General features: G+C 58.2%; 20 protein-coding genes. 8 read left to right on the forward strand and 12 right to left on the reverse strand.

Going from position 1 to position 21,056, the window contains the following annotated elements; all coding sequences use genetic code 11:
* Positions 1-106: 106 nt before the first annotated feature.
* Both SIAM614_RS07880 and SIAM614_RS07885 read right to left on the reverse strand, forming a co-directional pair.
* Positions 107-319, reverse strand: a complete 213-nt coding sequence (locus SIAM614_RS07880; RefSeq protein ID WP_006933463.1) for a hypothetical protein — start codon at positions 317-319, stop codon at positions 107-109.
* A gap of 201 nt (positions 320-520) precedes the next feature.
* Entirely contained in the window at positions 521-1,225 is a 705-nt protein-coding gene (locus SIAM614_RS07885; RefSeq protein WP_006933464.1) for a hypothetical protein, read from the reverse strand.
* A gap of 212 nt (positions 1,226-1,437) precedes the next feature.
* Here SIAM614_RS07885 and SIAM614_RS07890 point away from each other — a divergent pair, with 212 nt between their 5' ends.
* A complete protein-coding gene (locus tag SIAM614_RS07890; RefSeq protein ID WP_006933465.1) occupies positions 1,438-2,091 on the forward strand; it encodes a LysE family translocator in 654 nt (217 codons plus the stop codon).
* An 88-nt stretch (positions 2,092-2,179) separates the two neighbouring features.
* Here SIAM614_RS07890 and SIAM614_RS07895 read toward each other — a convergent pair whose 3' ends face one another.
* The 4 genes from SIAM614_RS07895 to SIAM614_RS07910 form a co-directional block, all read right to left on the reverse strand.
* Positions 2,180-2,452 (reverse strand): hypothetical protein, encoded by a 273-nt coding sequence (locus SIAM614_RS07895; protein ID WP_006933467.1) that lies wholly within the window; start codon positions 2,450-2,452, stop codon positions 2,180-2,182.
* A 191-nt stretch (positions 2,453-2,643) separates the two neighbouring features.
* Positions 2,644-3,054, reverse strand: coding sequence for a TIGR02301 family protein (locus SIAM614_RS07900; protein WP_208983918.1), 411 nt, complete (start codon positions 3,052-3,054; stop codon positions 2,644-2,646).
* A gap of 60 nt (positions 3,055-3,114) precedes the next feature.
* Positions 3,115-3,561, reverse strand: coding sequence for an NUDIX hydrolase (locus SIAM614_RS07905; protein ID WP_006933472.1), 447 nt, complete (start codon positions 3,559-3,561; stop codon positions 3,115-3,117).
* Between the two features lie 59 nt (positions 3,562-3,620).
* Complete coding sequence (locus tag SIAM614_RS07910; protein ID WP_040439615.1) at positions 3,621-4,133, reverse strand: hypothetical protein; 513 nt, start codon at positions 4,131-4,133, stop codon at positions 3,621-3,623.
* A 114-nt stretch (positions 4,134-4,247) separates the two neighbouring features.
* Here SIAM614_RS07910 and SIAM614_RS07915 point away from each other — a divergent pair, with 114 nt between their 5' ends.
* A complete protein-coding gene (locus SIAM614_RS07915) occupies positions 4,248-5,003 on the forward strand; it encodes an SOS response-associated peptidase (RefSeq protein WP_006933476.1) in 756 nt (251 codons plus the stop codon).
* 79 nt (positions 5,004-5,082) lie between these two features.
* Complete coding sequence (locus SIAM614_RS07920) at positions 5,083-5,955, forward strand: methyltransferase (RefSeq protein ID WP_006933480.1); 873 nt, start codon at positions 5,083-5,085, stop codon at positions 5,953-5,955.
* Positions 5,956-6,027: 72 nt separating this feature from the next.
* Here the strand turns inward: SIAM614_RS07920 and SIAM614_RS07925 are convergent, their stop codons facing one another.
* The 4 genes from SIAM614_RS07925 to SIAM614_RS07940 form a co-directional block, all read right to left on the reverse strand.
* Positions 6,028-6,459, reverse strand: a complete 432-nt coding sequence (locus SIAM614_RS07925) for a glyoxalase superfamily protein (RefSeq protein WP_006933481.1) — start codon at positions 6,457-6,459, stop codon at positions 6,028-6,030.
* 419 nt (positions 6,460-6,878) lie between these two features.
* On the reverse strand, positions 6,879-8,342 hold the full coding sequence (gene dnaA, locus SIAM614_RS07930) for a chromosomal replication initiator protein DnaA (RefSeq protein WP_040439672.1): 1,464 nt from the start codon (positions 8,340-8,342) through the stop codon (positions 6,879-6,881).
* Between the two features lie 946 nt (positions 8,343-9,288).
* The gene (locus SIAM614_RS07935) at positions 9,289-10,569 is read right to left on the reverse strand and encodes a glycoside hydrolase family protein (RefSeq protein WP_006933490.1); all 1,281 of its coding nucleotides are present in this window, start codon (positions 10,567-10,569) and stop codon (positions 9,289-9,291) included.
* A gap of 256 nt (positions 10,570-10,825) precedes the next feature.
* On the reverse strand, positions 10,826-12,238 hold the full coding sequence (locus tag SIAM614_RS07940; protein ID WP_006933496.1) for an FAD-binding oxidoreductase: 1,413 nt from the start codon (positions 12,236-12,238) through the stop codon (positions 10,826-10,828).
* A gap of 169 nt (positions 12,239-12,407) precedes the next feature.
* Between SIAM614_RS07940 and fabI the strand changes: the two genes are divergently transcribed.
* The 3 genes from fabI to SIAM614_RS07955 all read left to right on the forward strand — a co-directional run bounded on the left by fabI (position 12,408) and on the right by SIAM614_RS07955 (position 15,667).
* A complete protein-coding gene (fabI, locus tag SIAM614_RS07945; RefSeq protein ID WP_006933497.1) occupies positions 12,408-13,226 on the forward strand; it encodes an enoyl-ACP reductase FabI in 819 nt (272 codons plus the stop codon).
* Positions 13,227-13,313: 87 nt separating this feature from the next.
* Entirely contained in the window at positions 13,314-13,958 is a 645-nt protein-coding gene (locus SIAM614_RS07950; RefSeq protein ID WP_006933498.1) for a histidine phosphatase family protein, read from the forward strand.
* 524 nt (positions 13,959-14,482) lie between these two features.
* Positions 14,483-15,667, forward strand: a complete 1,185-nt coding sequence (locus SIAM614_RS07955; RefSeq protein WP_040439617.1) for a DUF3095 domain-containing protein — start codon at positions 14,483-14,485, stop codon at positions 15,665-15,667.
* Here the strand turns inward: SIAM614_RS07955 and SIAM614_RS07960 are convergent.
* A complete protein-coding gene (locus tag SIAM614_RS07960) occupies positions 15,658-17,931 on the reverse strand; it encodes a putative bifunctional diguanylate cyclase/phosphodiesterase (RefSeq protein WP_006933500.1) in 2,274 nt (757 codons plus the stop codon). The two genes, SIAM614_RS07955 and SIAM614_RS07960, sit on opposite strands and share 10 nt — an antisense overlap.
* Positions 17,932-18,242: 311 nt before the next feature.
* Here SIAM614_RS07960 and aroC point away from each other — a divergent pair, with 311 nt between their 5' ends.
* On the forward strand, positions 18,243-19,328 hold the full coding sequence (aroC, locus tag SIAM614_RS07965; protein WP_006933505.1) for a chorismate synthase: 1,086 nt from the start codon (positions 18,243-18,245) through the stop codon (positions 19,326-19,328).
* A 140-nt stretch (positions 19,329-19,468) separates the two neighbouring features.
* Complete coding sequence (gene yghX, locus SIAM614_RS07970) at positions 19,469-20,356, forward strand: YghX family hydrolase (protein ID WP_040439675.1); 888 nt, start codon at positions 19,469-19,471, stop codon at positions 20,354-20,356.
* Positions 20,357-20,485: 129 nt separating this feature from the next.
* On the opposite strand, the gene SIAM614_RS07975 is transcribed toward yghX, so the two are convergent.
* A complete protein-coding gene (locus tag SIAM614_RS07975; protein WP_006933507.1) occupies positions 20,486-21,040 on the reverse strand; it encodes a hypothetical protein in 555 nt (184 codons plus the stop codon).
* Between the last annotated feature and the right edge of the window lie 16 nt (positions 21,041-21,056).

Consider the following 21,056-nt stretch of genomic DNA (forward strand, 5'->3'; position numbering starts at 1 on the left):
CTGCTTGAATTGCCTGTGAGGCAATGCAGCCATGAGGCGTTCCCGGAACGGCGGCGCTTGTTGCCTCAACCGTTCCGGAAAACCGGCTGTGAAAACCTGCAGGCCGTTAACAGCCCGGTGTCATCGAGGTACCTTCGGACATTGCGCCGGCACATGCGTCAGGATCGCCGTCCGGTCCCTGATCAACGGAGCTCAGATCACCTATGGGAGGCGCGGCACTGCCGTTTTCCAGACCATCACCGGACTGGCTGCTGGATTGGCAGCCGCTCAGGGCCAGGAGCGAAATCAGAAAGGCAGCGGAGAAAAATCTTACAATCATATTGGTCACTCGCATGCGCCGCAGGTGGCGGGAGTTGGAAGGCGGGGCGCAAGCACGTGCTTATGGGGTAACGAACGGCCTGCGCTCGTATTGATTGTCACGATTTTTTCATTTGCCGCAATAGCCCGGTCGATTGACGTGCCCGATTTATCTGGCGACTTGCGGTCACCGGGCACTCTGGTCAGTCTTGGGGCACTCTGGTCAGTCTCCGGCCACGAAATAATGCAGCGTGCCGTCCGGGCCGATGCCGACGCGATAAAACGTCCAGGCACCAAAGTCCTTCATTTCGGCGTAATCACCCGCAGTAACGATCCGGAACATCTCGACTTTCTGATCAGGCGTCAGGTCGTGCAAAGGGTAACGGGCAAAGTAAGGCCAGACATACATTTCCTGGGGCGTACCGGCATCGACGTGGAGGAAACCGGCATCCATGATGTCGGCAAGAATGGCCAGGATCTCGAAGCCTTCGCCGTCGCCGGAGCTTTCTTTCAGGAAGTCGATCGGGTCGTCGATGTGCCCGAACGAGACGGTGGGCGGCAGTTCGTTGCTTTCGAACACCATCCGCAGTCGTTCCATGTTTCCTGAAAGCGCGGCTTCCTTGAGTTGGGCCTGCATGCGCTGAACAGGTTTCGGCAGATACGATGTGCTGTAAAGCACCTGAGGCAGCTCCGCGCTGTCATTCGCAGGTGTTTGAGCCTCTTCGGCAGCAGCGGGTTCGGCGTCCTCCGATTCTTCGGCCTCTGGCAATGTGAGGTCATCTGCCGGAATGGCCGGTGCGTTTGAAGGCTCGCTCGGCGCAACCGGGATCGTTTCAACCTGGACTGTCTTGGCGACACCCGTAGCTGCGAAAGCTGTGCCTGCCAGAAGACCGGCGGCCAGAACCGCGGTCTGATAAATCCGACTCATGAAAGTTCCTCGTTTATCCGCACCTGTCCATCGCCGTTGTTGTCATGGCGGTGAAGGCAGGCATCGCCCCGCGCCTTTCCTTAAACAATTCATGCGAGACTGGAAACATCGGGACTGGAATTTCCTCTTGTCTTGTCACGGCCCCACCGGGCCGCTATCGAGAGGTCCGTTCGCTCTTAAAGTAAAATCAAGGGTCTAGAAAAGGACCGACCGTGTCGTTTTTCGAATATGCGCTGATCGGGTTTTTTGTTGGCATTCTCACAACAGCGCCTGTCGGTCCTGTCAATATCATGGCCATTCAACACGCCGTACACGGCGGGTTCCGTCAAGGGGTCTTCGTGGGGCTGGGGGCCGTTCTCGCCGATACCATTTTTGCCGCGGCGGCGATTTTCGGCGTGTCGGCGGTCACCAATTTCATCAAGGGCCAGTTCGACCTCATCGAGATTTTCGGCGGGGCGTTGCTGATCATTTTTGGCATCAAGATCTGGAATACCCATCCGCATCTGACCCGGGACGGCAAGCAAAGGGAACACGGATTTTGGGCCGATGCGACGGCGGCCTTTTTCATGGCCATCACCAATCCGGGCGCGGTGCTCGCCTTTGTGGCGATATTCGGCAGTCTCGGCGACTACCGCCCCCAGAGCGGGGATCATTTCGGTGCATTGGTGATGGTTGCTGGCGTCACGGCAGGCGCAACCACATGGTGGGTGCTGGTTTCGGCGTCCGTCTCGCACTTCAAGTCGCGTATCGACGATCTCTGGCTGGATCGCGCCAACCATATTGCCGGAATTCTGCTGGTCCTGTTCGGCGCGCTGATCTATCTCAAGCTCGCGCTGGAAGCGGCAGGCGTTGAGCTGACTGCTTAAGCGCGCCGGAAACACGAAGCCGCAGGTAAAAGGCGGGAATCAAAAAGGCCGGACAACCGGCCTCTTCAGAACGTGTGCCGAGAGAGAGTTACTGCAGAACCCGGTTCACGGTGTAGTCGCCTTGCAGGATACGGTCCGGCAGGCCTTCGGCCAATTTGGCCACGGCATCCTCACCATAGGCGGCAACCAGATCCGCAAGCGCGGTGAACATTGCCGCATGTGCGACCGCGTCCGCATCCACGCCATTGGCGATGGCTTCAGCCCATGCGTCTGAAATGAAGCCGAGGGCAGCACGCCTGATGTCTTCGTCTTCAGCAAATTCGGCTTCCATTGCCGCGTCGGCGTAATCGTCGTTTATCATTCGCTTCCTTACCGGTCCTTCCCGAACGCAAGGGAAACAACCCTTGCGTGTTCCTGCCCCGAATCTTGAGTATTGATCCTAGCACGGCGAACCGCGCTGATAAGTAACCGTGAACGCAAACTTAACGGCCACCCACAAATTTGATTCAAAAGGTTAACCAACTCGTAACGATTTGAAGTTTTTTGCGGAAATTACCGGCCGTAGCGGCTCGTGACGTCGCTGATGATGACCTCTCCTTCGCTCAAGTACTGTGCCATTGCGAGACGGGCAGCCTCGGTGCACTCTCTATAAGCGACTGAGAAACCACGATATCCTTGGTTAAAACGCTCGATGAACCTGCGGCGCCGATTCTCGTCCAGTGTTTCAGCGTCCAGGAAATCCTCCATGCGGTCACGCCAGCTTGGGGTATCGCTTTCCTTGCACAGCGGACGCAGGAAATGCAGCGCTCCGAAGATCTCCGACAGACGCATGAGTTGCTGTTCGTAGGGCGGCTCGTCGACCGCGGTTTCCTGGGCCGATACAACCTGAACCGGATACACGCTCCCCAAGGCCAGAACGACAGCGGTCCGGAAAAAGAAAGCTTGCAGGCGGCGGTTCATCATGGGCCGATCATGCGGAACGCAGACCGGCACCGCAAGCACTATGGCAAGTTGATCCCAAGATTAGACGCCCGGCTGCTGTTCGCCGGAGGCCTTCATGTGCCGCCGGATACGGTCGGGCGTGCCGGGTGTGGTCAGCAGACCATCAAGATCTTCTATCCGGAACCAGTCGAGCGCGGCAGCATCGTCGGCGGCAACAGCATCGCCGGAAACATAGGGTCCACAAAACACGGTCAAAATGAAATGGGTGGCAACGTGGCCGTCGTCGTCGCGCTGGATCGAATCGAATGTCTCCACAGGCTCGCCAAGTTCCGCGGTGACGCCGGTTTCCTCAAACAGTTCACGCGCGGCTGCTTCCTGCAGGGTTTCGCCCAGTTCGATCACACCACCAGGCAGGCTCCAGTGATCCTTGAATGGAGGCCTGCCACGTTTCACCAGCAGGGCACGGCCATCGCGGTGGCACAGGACACTGACACTGGCGCGTGGTGTTTCCGGATAAAACCTGGACATGGAACCTCGGCGGGCGGAGAAAACTCTGATTCTGCCCGGCCACAATAAGCGGCCTTGTTCTATGCGAACAGGGCGTCGATTTCCGCCTGCGCGCCTTCACCTTCGTGCTGGGTTGCTTCGGGCTCCACATGGCCGTGGATGACGGCGCCGGCAACGGCGATCAGAGGCTTGATTTCAACCGTGGCCTTGTCGGCTATTTCCGCCGCGATCATTGCCGGGTCCGGCGTGTCGCGAAGCTGATCCTGAATGTTGCGCACGAGTTTGTTGATGCCCGCGACCTGTTTTTCCAGGTGCTCGCGCAGATATGCCGGGGCGGCGTGATAGGCCATGATGGCCAGGTTCTTGTCCTTGAAAGACGAGTTCTCGAAGTGACCCTCATAGTCGAGCGGTTCCCATTCCAGAACATCTTCGGCGCAGTCCGGCATGTCCGGAAGCATTTCCAGAAGCATCATAACTTCATTGAAATGATTGAGATAATCGGTCGCCAGGCCGGTATGGGGATTGATGTTTGCCTCTTCCAGCCTTTCGGCTGCCAGCTCCCCGGCGCCCAAAACTGGATTCAAACATTCCATACCCGTCCCCCTGTTATTGACTTGGGACCTACGGTACTTCTTTTTTATTTCCAATTGCCTAACTCGGCGGAACCCTGTTTGCGCTTGTTGAGGTATCCCCATGGGAGAAAAACGATGTGCGGCCGCCTGGCTCTGACGACACCACCGGATGCTGTGCGCAGCTTCTTTGATTATGTCGATCAGCCCAATTTTCCGCCGCGATACAATATCGCGCCCACCCAGCCACTGGCCATCGTGCGTCAGTCGCTCGACGGCACGCGTCGCTTTCACCTTGTCCGCTGGGGCTTGATGCCGCCCTGGGTCAAGGACCCGGCGAGTTTCACGCTTTTGATCAATGCACGAGCCGAAACAGCATCGCAAAAGCCGTCGTTTCGCAACGCCATGCGCCATCACAGGTGCCTTGTGCCCGCCTCAGGCTTTTATGAGTGGCGGCGCACGCCGGAAGGCAAGCAGCCTTTCTGGATTCGCCCGGCAGAGGGCGACATCATGGGCTTTGCCGGACTTTGGGAAACCTGGTCGGATCCTGATGGCGGCGATATCGATACCGGCGCAATCCTCACCATCCAGTCCAACCGGATGATGTCGGCAATCCATAACCGGATGCCAGTCATCCTGAAGCGGGAGGATTTCGGCACCTGGCTGGATGTCGCCAATGTGGACAGGCGAGAAGCTGAAAAGCTGCTGCAGCCGGTGGAAGACGATTTTCTGGTGGCAACGCCGGTTTCGAACCGGGTGAACAAGGTGGCCAACGACGACGCCGATGTGCAACGCGAGATTTCGCCGGACGAAATGTCGGTGCCCTTGAAAAAGGTTGCCAGGCCGGCGGCGGAAAAAGCCCGGGCCGACAAAAAGCAGCTCGATCTGTTCTGATCCGCTCCGGGCATTCAAATTTGCCGTGCAAAACTCCGTCCATGGCTGTAGGGCAGGGGCTCAGCCGCAAGGATAGATCATGAGCAATAACGACACGCCTGAATTCGAGCCGGACGAGGACTTAGACGACGCTCCTGAAAACGAAGCGTTGGCGGAAGCCTATAATCGCGGCCTGGCCCTGCAGAAATCAGGTGATCTGGAAGGGGCAGCGCTTGCCTTCCGCGAAGCCTTGGCTCTCGATCCGGACGATCCGGGCGGTGTCAGCATCCGCCTGGCGGCCATTGGCGCGGAAGCCGCGCCGCAGAAAATGCCGGATGCCTATGTCGCCACCCTGTTTGACCAGCATGCCGATGTCTTTGACGACATCCTGGTTGATGAACTTGGCTATTGCGTGCCGTTGCTGGTGCGCGACCTTGTTCAGAAACTCGAGATCGGTCCTTTCGACCGGCTGCTCGACCTTGGCTGCGGGACGGGTCTTACAGGGATGGCTCTTGCCGACTGCACGAGCCATCGGACCGGCGTCGATCTCTCTGAACGGATCGTCGAGCTTGCCTACGACCGAGAAGTTTATGACGATCTTTATGTCGGTGAAGCTGTCGCGTTTCTTGAGGAATTCGAGGAAGACGACGGCTCACGGCCAAGCTGGGACATGATCGCGGCCACCGACGTGTTTCCCTATCTGGGCGCTGTCGAACCTTTTCTGGCAGGTGCCATCGACCGTTTGACCCCGGGTGGTTACCTGGCCTTTTCGACCGAAACCCTGCCGGAACAAGTGCTGCAGGGCCGTTCTTATATGGTTGGGCCCAAAAGCCGCTTTGCGCAGGGGGAAGACTATATTCGCACATCTCTCGATACGGCCGGTTTCGACATTCTCGCAATGGACCCGATCACCGTGCGCCTGGAGGAAGGCGATCCTGTTCCCGGACATCTGGTGATCGCACGGCTGCGCTGACGCTCAGCCGCTGAACGTTGCCTCCTATGATGCAGCGCTCAGCGGCTCAGGACCGGAAGGTTTTCAAAAAAGTCAGTCTGTGCTCTGCATGCGCAGATAGGGTTCACCGTCGGAGGTCCGCTTGACCGCGACACCGTCGCCGGTGATCACGACCACCACCCTGCTGCGAAAGGCCGAGAAACTGTCGAAGGTGACCACATCCACCGGTGTGTCGAACTTGATAGTCACCCTGTAGTGGCCCGTTGGGCCAACCCGGGTCAGCGACAGCACTTCACCTTCGAAGGGTTGCTTCAAATACGTGCCGGAGACGCGGCTGCCGACGGCAAACTGCATCTGGTTCGGACGGGCGGCGGTCGCAGACGCGGTGTTCCAGTCCTTGAAGCCGTATTGGGCGGAGAGAATTTCGAGCGCCTGGCTGTGAGAGATGTCCTGCCCCTTGGCAGCAAGCGCGGCGCGCAGGCGCTTGGCCTGTGCCTTGAGATTGGCAACGCTGGGTAGCGTCATGGGATTACCTTTCCAAGAAAGGCAGGCGGTAAGGTGTTCGCCACTTGGCGGCGACCCGTCATGGGGCCCGCGTTGCCATCAGCCTGCACTGTCTCGTGAAGGTCGATCAAAGCTGCAAGACGTCTTGCGCAAGGGTATTCACCATGGCCGAAGCCTGCGGGCGGCTGGTTCCCTCAAACCGGCGCAAGGCATACGCCTGGCCGCGGTGCCTGTCAACGCGGCAAAAAAGAAGCCGCTGGCGCGGCTTCAAGGAGAGGGAGGTTAAGATGAAACACCCGGCGGCTGTTACCGCCTGAGTTCGACCGCGCCCTGGCGGACGCATAGGGGTGATTGCCCTGTGTAGGGGGCAGGGCAATCGCGGAGGCGGGCAAGGCCCGCCGCCGCAGGTTTTCCGGGGGAGGGGTGTCCCCGGAAACGGATCAGGCGTGGATCAGACGCTTCAGAAGTTCCACTTCCTGGGCAAGGGCCTTGTCCTTGGTCACCATGTCCTCGATCTTGCGGACGGCATGCAGCACCGTGGTGTGGTCGCGGTTGCCGAACCGCCGACCGATTTCCGGCAGTGAGCGTCCGGTCATCACCTTCGCGATATACATCGCGATCTGGCGTGGACGAACCAGCGTGCGGGCCCGGCAGGACGACAACAGGTCGGCCTTGGTGACACTGAAATGCTTGCAAACCACCTGTTGGATCTCTTCCACCTTGATGGAGCGTGGTTCACCGATCCGCACGAGGTCGTGCAAGGTCTTTTCCGCCAGATCCATCGTCACCGGCTGTTTTGTAAGCTGGTTGTGCGCGAACAGTCGATTGAGAGCACCTTCCAGGTCCCGGGCCGATGCAATCACGTAACGCGCGATGTAATCGGCAACATCTTCGGGAACGGAAAACCCCGGATGCGTGCGGCGTGCTGCGTTGATCCGCTTTTTCAGGATATCGTGGCGCAGCGCATAGTCGGTGGCCTGAATGCCAACGACCTCGCCCTTCTGGATCCGGAAGCGCAGGGCATCGCCAAGCGTATCGAGATCTTCTGCCGGCCGGTCGGCCGCCATGATGATCTGGCTCGGCGATTCCATCAGCAGTTCCAGTGTCTTGCTGAATTCCTCGGCGGCCTGCTTGCCATGCAGGAACTGCAGGTCGTCTACCAGCAAGAGGTCGATGGAGCGCATAGCCTGCCGTAGGATAGGAAATGCTGGCGTTCTGAGGGCTGGGACCAGGTGATACATGAAGAATTCGGCTGACAGATACGCAACCTGCCGTCCCGTCTTGCGGGCCTCCGAGGCTGCTGCCTGCAGCAGATGGGTCTTGCCGATGCCGGTGGCGGAATGGATATAGAGCATATCCAGGGTGCCCTGGTGACCTGCAGCCATCTGGCGCACGGCTGCGCAGGCAAGGCTGTTCGAGGCGCCTTCCGCAAAGGTGTCGAACGTCAGCTTCGGATTGAGGGACGCTCCGTTCAGGAAATCGGCCGCCGCATCCTCATTGCTGTCTGCAAGACAGGGAATGACCGGAACGCCGTAAGAAGCGCCGAATTGAGGCGTGCTCGCGAAAGGACCGGGACGGCCGCTGATCCGCCGGGCAGAGATCGCCTTGGGGGCAAGACCGGTAGTGATCTGACGCGGACGCAGAGCGCCGCGAACGGTCAACTCGATACGGTTGATAGCGTCCTGCTCACGTTTCCAGAGCCCGACGAGCTGCTTCTCGTAGTTGTTCTGGATCCAGTTTTTCAGGAAGCGGGTGGGTACCGACAGGCGCACCGCATCGCCTGTGGTTTCTTCGTGGTTTACTCTGCCGAACCAGTTGGAAAATACATCGTCACCGAGCTCGTTTCTCAGTTCCTTTTTCACACGATCCCATTGATCCGAACCAGCTAAGTTCTGAACCTGCATTGTGGCCTCCATCGGAGGGACCGTTTTTATGGAATCGCTCCCCCCCGTGCACTGTCTATGGACAACGGTGTTCCGCCTCGCTGCCCGTTTCTTTCTTTAGGTCTCTTGCCCGTTGCGGGTCTTTGGACCGGGTGGCTTATTAACGCCTATGAAACACCATTAACCTTTTGCTTACCATGTTTACAAATAGCTTATTTTTATGAGGTCATAGACGTATCATATTGTGATTTTTGTAGATGACGGGCGCTGCGCATGTAAATTTTACATGGCGAATCTTGCTTTTCGTCATCGTCAGGACATGCCGCAAGTCCCGACCCAGTTGTTCTCCTGTTGCTGTTACCGCTCTGCCTTTGAGCTTGAAGACAACTTTAGGAAAAATTTAACTTTTCGGGAATTTTTCTGCGAGTTTTCAAAAGTCTGATGACAAATTAAGAACATTAAACAATAAAAAAAATCGGATTAATCGAAAGATAATGTCATTTCTGACGAGGATGCGTACGCATCGGTTCACCCGCGCTGCGGCTGCAAGAGCGCATGGCAGTCCTTTTCTCAGCTGATCAGAGACGGTTCGTGGTGGTAGCTGGGGACAATGTGCGTGGTTAAATCGCGCGCAGTGTGCGTTTTGGGTAACGCGTTCTGTCTGGTTCCTGTTTCCATAAAGTGCTGACAGATCAAGAGCCTGACGGGATCAATGCATACGTTGCCGGTGCTTGCCCGTGGTCACAGGTCCAGCCAATCTTATCCCCAGCTCCGGGGAAACGTGGGCAACCTGACAGTTTTGACAATTGATCGGCCGGGGCTTTTAAAGACGGACAAGGGCTTTCCGGTGCTAGGTGCTTTTACTTAGCTGTGACTGTGAGTTCTCCAAGTAGAGATCAGTAAATCACGGCCACCGGTCAGGTCGGCATGGCGAAGCCGGTTTTAACCGGCTTCGCCAGGTGTGAGATCAAGTCGTCGCCTGGAAAATTTTAGCGACAGTCGAAAACAGATAGTTTCTGTTCGTGTGGACATCTATCGGCTTATTGGGTCGGGTATTGTCCCAGATGGGGGCGTTGTTGGGCAGACCGGGGCCGCGCTTCACCGAAACGAGGCCAAAGCCGTCATTGTCCCAATAGCCGTTGGGAAAACCCGGAGCGGGCGGGCCGCCCCACCAGGTGTAGATGTTGGGGGCTTCTGGCTGGTTCCAGAGTTCATCGCAATATTCGAAGTAATAGAGGCCGATACAAAGCGGGTGGGCAAAGGCCTGCGGCAGCATTTTCTGCACAACTTGCGCCGCCTTGCTGCAGGTCTGATCGTCTGCATAGATCGTCCCGGGGTCGTTCGGGTTCCGGTGGCTGGTGGCAGGCATGCCCCACTCGGTCAGGAGAACGGGTTTCATGGCCCGCGGCGGCAAGTTGCCATAGTCCTTGAAGATGCTCTCGAAGGTCTCTGTCTGGTAGGTGTTGACGCCCCAGAAGTCGATGCTCGGGCAGTTCTCCATATAAGAGGACGCCTTCAGGGGAATGTTGGGGTCGTCATGGGTGGCCATGCCAGCCAGCTTGCCTGGCGCTTCTTCTTTCACGATGGCAGCCATCTTCTCCACCTGACCCCACCAGAACTTGGCCAATTCCGGTTTGTTGTAGCAAACGTCGGCCCCGTCCTGCTCGTTCTGGATGGTAAACCCCACCACCGCCGGATGATCTGCAACGGATCTGACCGTCTCACGCAACACATTGGTCCAGTAATCGATCTCTGCCTGTGTGGCCCGGTCGTATTGGGTCTTCCAGAACATCGTGGCGGGCAGGGGAATTCCGACCAGTACGGACTTGCGCATCTTCGCTTCAGGTGGCGCAAACTTGTCCCAGGCCAGATCCAGAAAGAACTGATGCGTGAAACAGTGGCCGCTGTCCCAGGGAACCGGAAAGCTCCCGTTTCCTTCCAGTTGCCGCGACAGCATGCAGTAGACCCGAAGCGAATTATTGTAGAGGTGCCTGAAATTGGGAAAATCGCGCAAAAGCAAGGGCGACCAGCTTGAAATGAACGTGGTGCCTGCTTCGAATTCATCCCAATACCAGTCCCCCAGGGCGGGGGCATAGGAATTGGAGCCATTGATCGGGGCAGGGGAATAGCAGACCCCTTTCAGTTTGACTTTCTCGCTCTTGGGTGGCTGTCCCTCTTCCGAGAGTTCGCAATAAAGAGATGCGGTTCCATCGCTGTCGACGGAACATGTCCATTTGGTTTTTGTCATGATGGGGTGCCTGAAATAAAGGGTTTCGAATAATGCGCGGCGCTCAGAAAGCCTATACCTTTTCGTGTAATCTAGAAACGATACAATCCAAGGGTGATGAATGAAGCTTTAAACCGGTCGCCATCATTGTGGCGAATGCGGTTCGCAAGAGGCACTGCCAAGGGCATTCAGGACGGCGCAATTCGGGCAGCTCATAAAAAATGCCGGCGCTTGTGGCGCCGGCATTGATTGTTTGCAGAGTTGAGCCGATGACAGTCTAGAGAATGCGGCCGCGGTTCAGCAGGCCTTTGGGATCGAACGCGTCCTTGATTCGCTTCATGAGATCCAGTTCGATACCCTGCTTGACGTCCTTAAGGAGATCGCGCTTGAGACGGCCGATGCCGTGCTCCGCGGAGATGCTGCCGCCGAATTCGTTGACGATGCCATGAACAATGGCATTCATTTCATCCCACTTTGCCAGGTACTCTTCCTTGTCGGCACCAACCGGCTGGCTGACATTGAAGTGGATGTTGCCGTCGCCGATATGGCCGAACGGAACGGGCCGGCATCCCGGCACGAAAGCTTCAACCGCCGCCATGGCCTTGTCCAGAAAGTCGGGGATCGAGGCAACGGGCACGGAAACGTCATGCTTGATCGATCCGCCTTCAGGCTTCTGCACTTCCGACATGCCGTGGCGGATATGCCAGAAATCCTGAACCTGGGTCAGGTTCTGCGCGAAGGCGGCATCTTCCACTAGGCCTGCTTCGAAGGCCTCGCCAAGAATGCTCTCCATCAGATCCCGGACAGGAAAGGCGTCCGAACCGCTGGACAGCTCCATCATGACGTACCAGGCGTGCTCGCCTTCGAGCGGGTCTCGCGCCCCTTCAAGATGGCGAAGGCAGAATTCAACACCAACGCGTGGCATGATTTCGAAGCCGGTCAGAACCGGACCGGCCTGCGCCTTGGCAAGGGTGAACAGCTTGAGGGCAGCCTGCGGGTCCGGCAGGCCGACGAAGGCGGCTTCCTGCTTCTTGGGCCTGGGGAAAAGTTTGAGTGCCGCGGCGGTAATGATGCCAAGTGTTCCTTCGCCGCCGATAAATAATTGTTTCAAATCATAACCGGTATTGTCCTTGCGAAGGGTTCTCAGACCATTCCAGATCTCCCCAGTCGGCAGCACCACTTCGAGGCCCAGAACCAGATCGCGCGTGTTGCCATAGGCCAGCACGGCGGTGCCGCCGGCATTCGTGGAAATGTTGCCGCCGATCTGGCACGAGCCCTGTGCGCCAAGTGAAAGCGGGAACAACCGATCCACCTTTTCCGCTTCGTTCTGCAGTGTTTCCAGCACCACGCCAGCTTCGGCCGTGATGGTGAAGCCTGCCGGGTCGACCGCGCGGACCTTGTTCAGCCGGGACAGGGAAAGAACGATTTCGTCGCCGGTTTCCTGCGGAATCTGGCCCCCGACGAGACCGGTGTTGCCTCCTTGCGGGACGACCTTGAGATCGTTCTGATAGGCATAGGTCATGACAGCGCTGACCTCTTGCGTGCTGCCCGGGCGCAGCACCATGGGAGTGACGCCCTGATACAGGTCGCGCCATTCTGTGAGGTAGGGAGCCTGGTCGTCCGGACTGGTCAGAACATTGGCTTCGCCGATCATCTCGGCAAAGCGGTCGGCATGGGCAGTGCGCTCCATGAGCGAGGTCCTCGTGAAGTTTGACGGTAAAATTCGGGCGCCAACATAGTGTCTGAGAGCGTCTGCGTCGACGGTTCATTCCGTCACCGTGTCTCTTGAAGGAACAGACCCCTTGTGCCATAGGAAGCCAGCCCGCTGGGGTGGTATTGGAATTCTTTCGGAGACGACTATGGCGGAAACGCGCGGACTGATGAATGGCAAACGCGGCCTGATCATGGGTGTGGCAAACAACAAGTCAATTGCCTGGGGCATTGCCAAAGCACTGGCCGACGCGGGAGCAGAACTGGCTCTTACCTATCAGGGCGACGCGTTGAAGAAGCGCGTCGAACCTTTGGCTGACCAGTTGGGCGCCATCGTTGTTGGCCATTGCGACGTGACCGATGGCGCCTCCATCGATGCCGTCTTCAAGGCGCTGGAAGACAAATGGGGCAAGATCGACTTTCTCGTCCACGCGGTTGCCTTCTCCGACAAATCCGAACTGACCGGCCGTTTCGTCGATACGTCTTCCGACAACTTTGCCCGCACCATGGATATCTCCTGCTATTCGCTGACCGCTGTCACTCAGCGTGCAGAGAAGCTGATGTCCAATGGCGGTTCCATCCTGACGCTGACCTATTACGGCGCCGAAAAGGTGATGCCGCATTATAATGTCATGGGCGTTGCCAAGGCTGCACTGGAAACCAGCGTGAAGTATCTGGCGATGGATCTCGGCCCCCAGAACATTCGCGTCAACGCGATTTCCGCCGGTCCGATCAAGACGCTTGCCGCCTCCGGTATCGGCGACTTCCGCTACATTCTGAAGTGGAACGAATACAACTCGCCCCTGCGCCGCACGGTGACGATCGAGGAAGTTGGCGACAGTGCCCTGTTCCTGCTGTCCGACCTTGGTCGCGGTGTGACCGGCGAGATCCAGCACGTCGACTGTGGCTACAACATCGTCGGAATGAAGGCGGTAGACGCCCCGGATATTTCCGTCGTCAAGGATTGACCGTTTCGGATGGCCGGTTTCAAACCGGCCATTTTCATATTGAATGAGCCCGTTTGTCAGGGCTGACCCCGTTTTCCGGAAACTGACATGACATCTGTGCTGAGTGCCCCGAAATCCGGCCTGCTGCCCAAGCTGCACGATCCGGAGTTCCTGGTCTTCGTCCGCCATGGACAAACGGACTGGAATTTCGAAGGGCGCATGCAGGGCCAGAAGGATATTCCGCTCAATGAGACCGGACGCGGCCAGGCCAGTGGCAATGGCGAGAGACTGAAGGCGTTTCTGGAGCGCGAGGCGATCGATCCGGCAGGGCTGGATTTTGTTGCCTCACCGCTTCACCGCACACGATCCACCATGGAACTGCTGCGCCAGTCCATGGGGCTGCCGGTTGAGGCCTACCGCCTTGAGGATCAGCTCAAGGAGATTACCTTCGGCGACTGGGAAGGCTTCACGCTGGAAGAACTCGCCGATGAGGAACAGGATCTGATTCTGCACCGCCGGGCCGACAAATGGGGCTTCGTTCCCCCTGGCGGCGAAAGCTACAAGATGCTGACGGAGCGGATCAGCCGCTGGCTGGTGACCGTCGACCGGCCGTCTGTCGTCGTGTCCCATGGCGGTGTCTTCCGTGTTCTGCGCGGTTTGCTGGAAGGGCTGGGCACCGATGTGGTGCCCAAGCTGGATGTGCCGCAGGACAAGGTCTTTGTCTGGCGTGATGGCACGTTCGAGGTTGTCTGAAGCACCGGCATGCAAGCATTGATCTGCTGATCAGCAGATACCCTGGGCAAACGGGTAAATCTTAGATTTTGCAACAACGCTGTTGGCAGCGCGCCCCGTGATTTCCGCCTAATCCCTGAGCACCGCGCGCTCGGGCGATTTTGTTGAAGACAGACCAAGCGGTTTGTCTTGAGATGTGCGACAAGCTGATCTTGCTGTTCGCATCGGCAGGCGTTTCATAGCGGGTCCGGTTCCCGCCCCACGGGGTCTGCCTCTGTTCGTTTAGCTGATAATGATCATAGGAAAGTGTCAGAAGGTCTGATCGAAAGCTGTTCTTGAGTACGTCATTTCGTCTTCATTTATGGGTCCGCACCCTAAGGAAGGTGGTTTTCTCCTGTCACGATCGGCATTGCAAAAAAGACAAGGTATCTCAGCGGCAATTTCTGTGTCGGGCATATCCTGCGCTGGTGATCGGTCGAGGTGAATGAAACGTAAAAGACGACAGCTAATGCGAGGGAGCCCGGAGAAAATCTAGGTCAGGTGCCGTGTCCGCCAATGAATTTTACAGCGAGCTGCCAAGCTTTTCAGATTTCAGTACGGTCGGGGATCTCGCCGATTACCGACCCGTGCCGGACGACTGGTACGTTCTTGCCGCAGATATTGTCCGCTCCAGCGATGCAGTTGCACAGGGCCGGTACAAGGAAGTCAACATGGTTGGCGCCGCGGCAATCGCGGCAGTCCTGAACCGGATCGGCAGTGACCGGGTTCCTTTTGTTTTCGGGGGGGACGGCGCGATGCTGCTCGTGCCCAAACACGATGTCGAGGCTGCCTGTGACGCGCTTGCAGGTGTTGTCGGTCTTGCGCGTCAGGTCATGGAGCTGGAGTTGCGTGCAGCGGCTATCCCGGTATCGCATCTGAGGGTGCTGGGCGGCGATGTCCGTGTGCGCAAATACCGCCTCAGTCCTGGCAATCACCTTGCCATGATCCTGGGGGACGGGCTGGCCATCGCCGATCGCATCCTGAAAGATCAGGAGAAATCCCGCCCATTTGCGATCTCAATCCCCGATGCTGCCTTGCCGCCGCTTGACGGGCTGTCTTGCCGTTGGGAGCCGCTTCCTTCGCAAAATGGCCACATCGTGTCCCTGATCGTCAAACCGTCCGGACGCATTCCCATGCAAGATATCCTGCGGGGGCTGGCTGATAAGCTCGGCTACGACCCTTCGACGGATGACAGCCGGGCGAGGCTTGCGGACAAATCGCGCCTGCGTTTTCGCTTTCCCCCAACCGGCACGCGCCATGAAGTGCGGCTCGGGTCTCCGGGCAGGCACTTTCGCGGACGGGCGAAGGCGTTGCTGGAAGCGGTTGTCTTCATGATCAGCTATCATACGGGCTGGCGCATCGGCCCCTTCGATCCGAAGCGTTATTTTCCGGAGCTTGGCCTGAACACGGACCATCGGAAGGTCGGCGACAGCCTGCAGCTTGTTCTGGATATGACACCCGAACAGCTTGGAAGGGTCGAAGAGTACCTCAAAGCCGGCTATGCAGCCGGCGATCTTGTGTACGGGCTTCACGTTTCCGCGTCAGCGCTGATGACCTGCTTCGTGGAGGACATCAGCAACAGCCGGCATATTCACTTTGTTGACGGCGCCGACGGCGGATTTTCCTTTGCAGCAGCCGAATTCAAGAAGCGGCAGGCGGAGATGACTGCGAAAGCGGCCGGTCAGGCCTGACCGCGCAGCGGGCCGTACCCTTCGAGCGCAGGCACCTTGGGTTTGAAATTCTGTTTCAGGATCATCGTCGCCAGCTCGGCATCAGGGACGGCCTGCGAAATCAGGAACCCCTGGATGACATCGCAGCCGTGGCGTTTCAGCCAGTCCCGCTCGCCCGCGGTTTCCACGCCTTCGGCCAGCACGCTGATGTCGAGGCTCTTGGCAAGGTTGATCAGTGCGCTGGTGAACTTCTGCAGAGCCGGATCGGTATCAACCCCGGAAATGAAGCTGCGGTCGATCTTGACCCGATCGACGTTGAGATCGCGCAGGCTGGAAATACTGGAATGGCCTGTTCCAAAGTCATCCAGCTCGATGAAAAAACCAAGTTCGGACAGCCGCGCGATATTCTGCCTGATCGGAGTGGCCGTGACTTCATCGATCATCACGGCTTCCAGGATTTCAAGGTTTATGTGAGCCGGTTTCAGGCCAAGCTCGATTACTTGCTTGTGGAGCACGTCCACGGCCTTGGTGCTGGTCAGGAGACTGGCGGTAACGTTGAGGCCCAGATGCATGGCGGACCGTGTCTTGCCGCTGAGACTTGCGGCGAAGTTCAGCGCATGGCTGCGTACCGCGTCCTCGATGTCCTCCATATACCCGGCTTCCATGGCGGCCGGCAGGAAGGCGCCGGGATAGCGGATGGTGTCGTCGTCTATCCAACGGGCCAGGGCTTCGGCGCCCACCACTTCGCCCGTGTGAATATTCACCTGAGGCTGGAACCAGGCGACGATATTTCCCCCCTTGAGGGCATTCTGCAGCTCCTTGGCAATCTGATCGCTTTCCTCGAAGGCGGTGCGCATCGCCGGGGTGAACCGGCCGAACTTGCGCGGCCCCTTCTGCTTTGCGGCCCGGAGCGCCAGGGCCGCGTCGGTCAGAATGTGATCGGAGATCTGGTCGCCCGGACTGCTGATGAAAATGCCTGCATTGGCCTCGATCGCCGATCTGTTGTTGCCGATGATCCGATCCGTTGAGATTTCCTGAAGCAAGGTGAAGGCAAGTTGCTCAAATTGTGCCGCCTTTTTGAGGCGCGGACGAAAAAGCAGGAACTCCGTCCCGCCTGTCCTGCACAGAAAGTCATCCGGCTCGGCGTGCTGGTTCAACTGCTCGGCGACCTGCCGAAGTAGGGAATCGCCATTATGATCGCCAAACCGGTCGTTCACCTTCTTGAATTCCCGAAGGTCGATCAGGATAGCGCCGGTCCGCAGTCCGGGCTCTGCCGGAGGCAGGTTCCGGATGGTGTTCAACAGGGCGCGCCTGTTCGGAAGGCCGGTCAGGGGATCGTGAAAGCCGAGGTTTTCGAATTCCTGCTGCGTCTTGTCGGCAAGCGCGCGCGACAGGGCGATGGCTATGGCAAAGGCCGCGACGATCACCAGTCCACCGACGAGCCCGGCAAGGGAGACGGCAAAGAGCGTTTCGGATCGTTGCCGCTGCAGGTCCATCAAGAGATAGTCGACCGTGGATTGCCACAAGGCAAACGTGGCATTTACCAGCGCCGGCTGCATGTTCACCACCGGCCGGGTCATGACGTCCCCGCCCTTTTCGGCGGTGATCGTCGAAGACAGCATTTTTGACCCGGCGTTCTGGAAGGCAACGTTTGTTTTCCGGAAAACGCCGGCCTGCTTCTTCAACAGCTCGGCTTGTGCGCCGGTCAGGTCGTGGAAGTATTCCATGGTATCGCGCGAGGCACCGTCGGCCGCAATCTTGTACTGACCGCCCTGGACCGGGATCACCATCTTGTCCCAGACATTTATTTCGCCCCAGGTGGAGATATTCTTGGCGTTGTTCGCCATGATCGCAGATTGAATCACCACGGTTGGCAAGGTGTCGGTAATGAGCTGCGGAAGCTTCGCGGTTTCGAAGGAGGAGGCTGAACTCAACCTGGTGATCTGGGAGATTTTAGAGGCAAGGATTTGAGCCTGACGAAGCGCGAGGGGAATGCTGCGCTCTTCCAGCAGGGTGTCGAGCGATAGCACAAGGTCCGCAGATCGCTCACTCCCGCCCAGCTCTTCCAGGCGCTCGCGCAGGTGGTCCGGTGTGCTGCTGATCTTTCCGGTGAGGGCTTTTTCCTGCAGCAGCGGTCCCAGCGCTTCAATCAGGTGAAGACCGGCGAGGCTGTTGTCGATCGAGTTGACCTTGTCGAACTTGTTATGAAACCAGAGCGAGGCAAACACCAGGCTGGGTGCCAGCAGGAATACGATCAGTCCAGTTAGCCAGCCCCTGATCCGCAACGGTTTGCCTCTTGGTTATTATTCGTTCGCAACGTGTAATAAAGGTAGAGGTTTAAGGATTGGCAAATCCAGGGTCGAATTTCGGCGAACCATTCGCGAATTTTCCCATGTCGAACAAGCAGAGCTTGTGAAACCCGTTCCGATGGCCGCAGCATCCATTCGAAATCTACTTGTTTTCAATTTTGGGAAGTCCGATGAGCGCATGTGCCTGTCAAAAAAATCCCTATTCCCGGCTGTGGGCTTGAGCTTGCGGGCGTGATGGCGTATCGCTCGGCGCCTGAACCTTCATTTGCAAACCTCGGTCACCGTTCATGTCGCACAACAGCTTTGGTCATCTTTTCCGGGTTACCACCTGGGGCGAAAGCCACGGTCCCGCAATCGGTTGCGTGGTCGATGGTTGCCCGCCGCTCATTCCGCTGACGGAGGCCGATATCCAGGGTTTCATGGACAAGCGCAAGCCCGGTCAGTCCCGCTTCACAACACAGCGGCGCGAGCCGGATGAGGTCAAGATCCTCTCCGGTGTCATGGTCGATGAGGATGGCGTTCAGAAAACCACCGGAACGCCGATTTCGCTGTTCGTGGAAAACACCGACCAGCGCTCCAAGGACTATTCCGAGATCAAGGACAGGTTCCGTCCCGGCCACGCCGACTTCACCTATGACGCCAAATACGGCATTCGCGACTATCGTGGTGGCGGCCGGTCGTCGGCGCGTGAAACGGCGATGCGTGTTGCCGCCGGGGCTGTCGCCCGCAAGGTGCTGCAAGGTGTGACCGTTCGCGGTGCCCTGGTGCAGATAGGACCGCACAAAATCGACCGGAGCAACTGGAACTGGGCGGAAGTGGATAACAACGCCTTCTTCTGCCCCGATGCCGAGGCTGCCGTCTTCTGGGCGGACTATCTGGACGGGATCCGCAAGGCCGGGTCTTCCGTCGGTGCGGTCATCGAAGTGGTTGCCGAAGGTGTGCCGGCCGGCTGGGGCGCGCCGATCTACGGCAAGCTGGACACGGATCTTGCTGCGGCAATGATGTCGATCAACGCGGTCAAGGGGGTCGAGGTCGGCAACGGATTTGATGCCGCAAGCCTGACCGGTGAAGACAATGCCGACGAGATCCGCCTGGACGATGTCGGCCGTCCCGTATTCCTGAGCAACAATTCCGGTGGCATTCTCGGCGGGATATCGAACGGCGATCCGCTGGTCGTCCGCTTTGCGGTCAAACCGACGTCATCGATCCTGACCGAGCGCAAGTCGATCACAAGCAAGGGCGAGGAGGTCGATGTCATGACCAAGGGCCGGCACGACCCCTGCGTCGGCATTCGCGCGGTGCCGGTCGGCGAAGCGATGATGGCTTGTGTCCTGGCGGACCATTTCCTGCGTCATCGCGGCCAGGTTGGCTGACCGGCGCCTGGACTGCGTTACAACTGATTACATTTCCGGAAGGCGAGGACCATGGACCTTGCCTGTCATCTCCCTAGTTTTATTTGCAGTATGACGTGTGATGCATTTCAGGGAGTGATGACATGAACGAAATGACGCCTGTGCGCCGTATGACGGCAAAGGATTTTCCTCAGGAACTGCTCGATCTTTATGATTTTTACGCACATGGAAAAATCACCAAGCGCGAGTTCATGAACGGAGCTGCCAAATTCGCGGTCGGAGGACTGACTGCCGCGATGCTGCTCGACCAACTTTCGCCCAACTATGCGCTTGCCCAGCAGGTTGCTCCGGACGATGCCGGGATCGTCACCGAACGCATCACGTATCCATCACCGAACGGCCATGGTGAGGTCAACGGCTATCTGGTGAAGCCCGCAGGCGCGACCGGCAAATTGCCGGCGGTGCTTGTGGTGCACGAGAACCGGGGTCTCAACCCTTACATCGAGGATGTCGCGCGCCGTCTCGGCAAGGCCGGTTTCATGGCACTGGCGCCCGATGGCCTGACCTCCGTCGGCGGGTATCCCGGAAATGACGATCAGGGCCGCGAGCTGCAGCGCACGGTCGACGGCACCAAGCTGATGAATGATTTTTTCGCCGGTTTTGAGTATCTGCTCAAAAGTGACGACAGCACCGGCAAGGTTGGTGCTGTCGGCTTCTGTTATGGCGGTGGTGTCGTCAACGCAATTGCGGTTGCCTATCCGGAGCTTGCCGCCGGTGTGCCGTTCTACGGCCGTCAGCCGGATCCCGCGGATGTCTCCAAGATCGAAGCGCCTCTGATGTTGCAGTATGCCGAACTGGACGAGCGTATCAATGCCGGCTGGCCGGCCTATGAGGAAGCTCTCAAGGCTAACGGCAAGACCTATGTGGCCCATATGTATCCGGGCGTGAATCACGGCTTCCACAACGACACGACGCCGCGCTACGACGAAGCGGCGGCAAAGCTCGCGGAAGAAAGAACGATCGAGTTCTTCAAGGAAAACCTGATGTAGGGCTGTGTGGCCCTGCTTTTAAGCGGTGATCCCGTTCAGTCTTTCCTGGGCGGGATGACCGTGATCGGCTTCTTTATCGTTAAACCAAGCCATCACATGCTGGGACTGAACACCCGGGCGGGTGGCGGATCAGACGAACTTGAAGGCCCGGATGCGGCTCAGGATTTCTTCCGGATCGGCGGCGAGCGTGTGCAGGTTGATTGCGAGCAGTTCCCGGCCGTGTTCGCGCGGGGTGCGCTTCCAGTTGCGCATCATGAACTTCTTCCAGACCGGAAAGGTCTGCGCCTTTGTGACCGCGTCATCCAGTGACCGGGTCAGGAGAACGTCGAGCCGAACCAGCTCGATGTTGCGGACCGACGTCCGCTTGACGTCGGTCATCCGGATCGCCGCCCAGTCGATGAAGCCGATGCGCTCCACATACAGCCCTTCCTCATTGGCACCGAGCTGGGGCTTGCCTTTTTCGATCATCGGGTAATGCCAATAGGCAATCCCGAAGGGGGCGAGGGAGGCGAGGGCCAGCAGGGGAAGTCCGCCGACGGCGCCGATCACTGCGAACAGAATACCGAGGATGAGGCTGCCGTAGACGAGGCTTTCGCTCTGGCTGCGGTTGAAGCCGACGGTGAACGGCACCGGAGCCGGCTTTACGTTTTCCTCTTGTTTGACTGCCTCTTTCTTCGCCGCCATGAAAGGCCCCTTCCGA

The organism is Roseibium aggregatum IAM 12614, from assembly GCF_000168975.1.
Classification (GTDB): domain Bacteria; phylum Pseudomonadota; class Alphaproteobacteria; order Rhizobiales; family Stappiaceae; genus Roseibium; species Roseibium aggregatum.

Coding starts and splice junctions, on each gene's coding strand:
- SIAM614_RS07915 (WP_006933476.1), top strand. CDS start 4,248: ATGTGCGGCCGCCTGGCTCTGACGACACCACCGGATGCTGTGCGCAGC.
- SIAM614_RS07905 (WP_006933472.1), bottom strand. CDS start 3,561: ATGTCCAGGTTTTATCCGGAAACACCACGCGCCAGTGTCAGTGTCCTG.
- SIAM614_RS07885 (WP_006933464.1), bottom strand. CDS start 1,225: ATGAGTCGGATTTATCAGACCGCGGTTCTGGCCGCCGGTCTTCTGGCA.
- SIAM614_RS07940 (WP_006933496.1), bottom strand. CDS start 12,238: ATGGAGCGCACTGCCCATGCCGACCGCTTTGCCGAGATGATCGGCGAA.
- dnaA (WP_040439672.1), bottom strand. CDS start 8,342: ATGCAGGTTCAGAACTTAGCTGGTTCGGATCAATGGGATCGTGTGAAA.
- SIAM614_RS07880 (WP_006933463.1), bottom strand. CDS start 319: ATGATTGTAAGATTTTTCTCCGCTGCCTTTCTGATTTCGCTCCTGGCC.
- SIAM614_RS07910 (WP_040439615.1), bottom strand. CDS start 4,133: ATGGAATGTTTGAATCCAGTTTTGGGCGCCGGGGAGCTGGCAGCCGAA.
- fabI (WP_006933497.1), top strand. CDS start 12,408: ATGGCGGAAACGCGCGGACTGATGAATGGCAAACGCGGCCTGATCATG.
- aroC (WP_006933505.1), top strand. CDS start 18,243: ATGTCGCACAACAGCTTTGGTCATCTTTTCCGGGTTACCACCTGGGGC.
- SIAM614_RS07895 (WP_006933467.1), bottom strand. CDS start 2,452: ATGATAAACGACGATTACGCCGACGCGGCAATGGAAGCCGAATTTGCT.
- SIAM614_RS07900 (WP_208983918.1), bottom strand. CDS start 3,054: ATGATGAACCGCCGCCTGCAAGCTTTCTTTTTCCGGACCGCTGTCGTT.
- SIAM614_RS07935 (WP_006933490.1), bottom strand. CDS start 10,569: ATGACAAAAACCAAATGGACATGTTCCGTCGACAGCGATGGAACCGCA.
- SIAM614_RS07975 (WP_006933507.1), bottom strand. CDS start 21,040: ATGGCGGCGAAGAAAGAGGCAGTCAAACAAGAGGAAAACGTAAAGCCG.
- SIAM614_RS07950 (WP_006933498.1), top strand. CDS start 13,314: ATGACATCTGTGCTGAGTGCCCCGAAATCCGGCCTGCTGCCCAAGCTG.
- SIAM614_RS07925 (WP_006933481.1), bottom strand. CDS start 6,459: ATGACGCTACCCAGCGTTGCCAATCTCAAGGCACAGGCCAAGCGCCTG.
- SIAM614_RS07920 (WP_006933480.1), top strand. CDS start 5,083: ATGAGCAATAACGACACGCCTGAATTCGAGCCGGACGAGGACTTAGAC.